This window comes from Haloparvum sedimenti (genome assembly GCF_001462205.1).
GTDB classification, from domain to species: Archaea; Halobacteriota; Halobacteria; order Halobacteriales; family Haloferacaceae; genus Haloparvum; species Haloparvum sedimenti.
The window spans coordinates 1-4,024 of sequence record NZ_LKIR01000048.1; the positions used below are offsets into that span (position 1 = coordinate 1).

Consider the following 4,024-nt stretch of genomic DNA (forward strand, 5'->3'; position numbering starts at 1 on the left):
GAGAATTCCGTGAACTTGCGCTGATGTGTGCAGTATACAACATCAGGAAGGCCGCGGAACAGCAAATTCCACTCCCTTCAGGTGATTAAACACGGCCGCTGAAAGGGGCAGCCGGCTCGATCCCGCCCGGACGACGCAAGCACCGCAGCGGGCGGTGCTGAGAGCGAGGAGCGCAGCGAGGCCCGGCGCGGTCGAGCCGGCTGGGGCTTTCTGGGTGTTGCTGTCCCGAGCAGCAGGATCTGCAGCAGTCACAGAAAGCCCACTAACTGACAGAAAAACAGAACAACGACCGCGCTCCACTAAGTATCGCTATCGATCGCCCGCCACTTTTTGGCGGTCGGCCGCGTGCGGTTGCGTATGTCTCTGTTCGGAACGAGCGGCGTGCGCGGACCGGTCGGCGAGACGGTGACGGCGGACCTCGCGCTCGACGTGGGGCGTGCGGTCGCGGCGGACGCCGACCGCGTGGTTGTCGGGCGCGACGCCCGCGACTCCGGGCGGGCGCTGGTGGACGCGCTCGCGGCCGGGCTGGTCGAGTGCGGGACCGACGTGGTGGACCTGGGCGTCGCGGCGACGCCGACCGTCGCGCGGGCCGTCGCGGGCGAGGACGCTGACGCGGGCGTCGTCGTCACCGCCTCGCACAACCCGCCCGCGGACAACGGGATCAAGCTCTGGACGCGCTCGGGGCAGGCGTTCGACGCCGACCGCCGGGCGACCGTCGAGTCACGGATCGAGGAGGGGAAGTTCGCGTTCGCGGCGTGGGACGGCCACGGCGTCCGGCGGGAGGGCGCGGACGCAGACGCCCGCCACCGCGCGGCGCTCGTGGACGCGGGCGAGCGCGCCGTCGCGGAGACGGGCTCGACGTTCGGCGACCTCTCCGTCGTCGTGGATCTGGGCAACGGCACGGGACGGGTGACGGCCGACGCGCTTCACGAGCTGGGCGCGGACGTGGCGACGCTCAACGCCCAGCGCGACGGGCGGTTCCCGGGGCGGCCGAGCGAGCCGACCGCCGAGACCTGCCGCGGGCTGTGCGCGCACGTCGCGGCGACCGACGCGGATCTGGGGATCGCTCACGACGGGGACGCGGACCGGATGATGGCGGTCGCGGGCGACGGCGAGTTCGTCCCGGGCGACCTGCTGCTCGCGCTGTTCGCGCGCCGGGAGGCGGGGGCTGGCGACGAGGTGGCGGCGCCGGTCGACACCAGCCTCGCGGTCGACGACGCGCTCGCCGAGGTCGGCGCGAGCGTCACGCGGACGCGGGTGGGCGACGTGTACGTGGCCGAGCGGACGCGCGAGGAGGGCGTCGTCTTCGGCGGGGAGCCCTCCGGCGCGTGGATCTTCCCGGAGCAGACGCTGTGTCCGGACGGTCCGCTCGCGGCGGTGACGCTGGCGGCGATGGCCGCGGCGGAACCGGTCGCGGACCGACTCGCGACCGTCGATAGTCACCCGATCCGACGAGCGAGCGTCGAGGTGGCGGACAAGGCTGCCGTGATGGAACGCGTCGCGGAGCGCCTGACGGCGGAGTACGCCGACACTTCAACGCTCGACGGCGTCCGCGTCGAACTCGACGAAGGCTGGTTCCTCGTACGCGCGTCCGGGACGCAACCGCTCGTCCGACTGACCGCCGAGGCGCGCGGTCCCGAACTCGCGGACGACATTCTCTCGGAGGCACGGTCGGTGCTCGAGGAGGCGGTCGGGGCGGTCGAGCAGTCCGAGTGACTGCGGCGGTGACCCGGTCTTCAGACCGCGGTCGACGACTCCGCGCGCCCCTCGAACGTGTCCGGAACGAGTCGGTAGAACTCGAAGTCCACCTGCTCGGGCGGCTGGCCGAAGATGTCGACGATCGGAATGTGGACCCGCTTCAGCGCCGCAAGCGTCTCCGTCGCGATATCCGCCTCGGCGGTGTGCTCCAGGGTGCCGGTCGCGACGACGCTCCGTGCACCCTCTTCGCCCCGTTCGTGAGTCACGAACGAGATCGGGCGGTCGAGGACGGTCACCTTCTCGCTCCCGCCGCCTACCGCGAGACGGAAGAAGAACGCGGTCGTCTCGGCGTCGTAGCCGTACGAGACCGGCACCGCGTGGGGTGGCTCGTCCGGTTCGCTCGCGAAGGCGATCACCCCGGTCCCGCCGATACCGAGGAACGCGTCCCGCTCCCGCTCGTCCATCGTCGCCTCGTTGACCATGGCTCACAGTACGCCGCAGGTTCGGATAAGTGTACAGCACGTGAGGGGACCGACCGCCCCGACCGACAGGTCGTTGTGTCGCGGTCGCCTCGGTGACCGTAACCGATGTCCGCACACCACAACGCCGGGTTCCGTCGGCTGTTCGCGACGGATCGGCTCACGTTCGGCACGGGGTTCCCGCTGACGAACGCGGACGAGTCGGCGCCGGACGTCGACGCGGAGGTCCGCCTCGCCTGCCGCGCGGAGGAACTGGGCTACGACGCGCTGTGGGCCCGCGATGTACCGACCTTCTGGCCGTCGTTCGGCGACGCCGGGCAGACGTTCGACGTGTGGCCGTGGCTCACCCGGATGGCGACCGCGACCGACGAGATCACGCTCGGAACTGCCAGCGTCGTGCTCACGCTCAGACATCCCCTCCACGTCGCGAAGGCCGCCGCCTCCGTCGACCGCCTCTCGGACGGCCGGCTCGTGTTGGGCGTCGCTACGGGCGATCGTGACCCGGAGTTTCCCGCGTTCGACGTGGACCCCGACGACCGCGACCACTTGTTCCGCGAGGCGGTCGACCTCCTGCGGACGGTCTGGTCCGAGGAGTTCCCGGAGGCGGACACCGCGTGGGGCACGCTCGACGGCGACCTCTCCGTCGTCCCGGAGCCGACGACGGAGACGCTCCCGCTGTTGCCGACGGGGCACGCCAGACAGACCGTCGAGTGGATCGGCGAGCACGGCGACGGCTGGCTGTTCTACCACCTGCCCGAGTCGACGCTGGAGTCGTACCTCGACGACTGGCGGGCGGCCGCGGGCGAGAAACCCTTCGCGATGGCGATGCAGGTCGACCTCGCGGACGACCCGACCGCGGACCCCGAGCACGTCCATCAGGGATTCCGCGCGGGGACGGAGTGGTTCCGCGAGTACGTCCGCGACCTCGAGGACGCGGGCGTCGACCACCTGCTGGTCGGCCTCCGCGGCGACGACCCCGAGCGCGCGCTGGAGCGGTTCGCGAGCGAGGTGATGGAGCCGGTGCGAGAGACCGGGACGGACGGAAGCGACCGATAGCGCGGCCGAAGTGCGCTCAGCGCGGCGACTGTGTTATGTATCGTTCTATCTGGTTTATGTCTTCGCTGAACACGCACGACGCCTCTGGATTTAACACCCCAGCACCCGCCCGTTCGGCATGGAGTACACGACGCTCGGTTCGACCGGCACGACCGTCTCGCGGCTGTGTCTCGGCTGTATGAGCTTCGGCAGCGGCCACGACTGGATGCTGGACCCGGAGGAGGGCCGCGAACTGGTCGAGCGCGCGATCGAGTTGGGTACCAACTTCTTCGACACGGCCAACGTCTACTCGAACGGCGAGAGCGAGGAGATCCTCGGCGACGTGCTCGCGGAGCACGACCGCGACGAGCAGGTCGTCGCGACGAAGATCCGGTTCCCCGGCGCGAGCGAGCATCCGAACGCCGCGGGGCTCTCCCGGAAGACGATCGAGCAGGAGCTGGACAACTCGCTTGACCGACTGGGGATGGACACGGTGGACCTCTACCAGATCCACCGCTGGGACTACGACACGCCGATCGAGGAGACGCTGCGCGCGCTCGACGACGCAGTGCGGCGCGGCAAGACGCGGTACATCGGCGCCTCCTCGATGTGGGCCCACCAGTTCGCGGACGCGCTCCACACGAGTGACCGCCTCGGGCTGGAGCGGTTCGCCACGATGCAGAACCTCTACAACCTCGCCTACCGCGAGGAGGAGCGCGAGATGCTTCCCCTCTGCGAGACGGAGGGGATCGGCGTCATGCCGTGGAGTCCGATGGCGGCCGGCTACCTCACCCGCCCCTACGAGGCGGAGG

4 protein-coding genes are annotated in these 4,024 nt (G+C 70.4%); 3 read left to right on the plus strand and 1 reads right to left on the minus strand.

The window, feature by feature from the left end; translation table 11 throughout:
* Positions 1-363 precede the first annotated feature (363 nt).
* Positions 364-1,716, plus strand: a complete 1,353-nt coding sequence (glmM, locus tag AN233_RS02975; RefSeq protein WP_058365387.1) for a phosphoglucosamine mutase — start codon at positions 364-366, stop codon at positions 1,714-1,716.
* Between the two features lie 20 nt (positions 1,717-1,736).
* Here the strand turns inward: glmM and AN233_RS02980 are convergent, their stop codons facing one another.
* A complete protein-coding gene (locus AN233_RS02980) occupies positions 1,737-2,180 on the minus strand; it encodes a pyridoxamine 5'-phosphate oxidase family protein (RefSeq protein WP_058365373.1) in 444 nt (147 codons plus the stop codon).
* A gap of 105 nt (positions 2,181-2,285) precedes the next feature.
* Between AN233_RS02980 and AN233_RS02985 the strand changes: the two genes are divergently transcribed.
* Together AN233_RS02985 and AN233_RS02990 are read left to right on the plus strand one after the other, a co-directional pair.
* On the plus strand, positions 2,286-3,233 hold the full coding sequence (locus AN233_RS02985; protein WP_058365374.1) for a TIGR03571 family LLM class oxidoreductase: 948 nt from the start codon (positions 2,286-2,288) through the stop codon (positions 3,231-3,233).
* Between the two features lie 118 nt (positions 3,234-3,351).
* On the plus strand, positions 3,352-4,024 hold a 673-nt coding region (locus AN233_RS02990), incomplete at its 3' end, for an aldo/keto reductase (RefSeq protein ID WP_245625983.1).

Bases quoted from the DNA above. Each gene is read 5' to 3' on its own strand.
- AN233_RS02980 (WP_058365373.1), bottom strand. From the start codon at position 2,180: ATGGTCAACGAGGCGACGATGGACGAGCGGGAGCGGGACGCGTTCCTC.
- AN233_RS02985 (WP_058365374.1), top strand. From the start codon at position 2,286: ATGTCCGCACACCACAACGCCGGGTTCCGTCGGCTGTTCGCGACGGAT.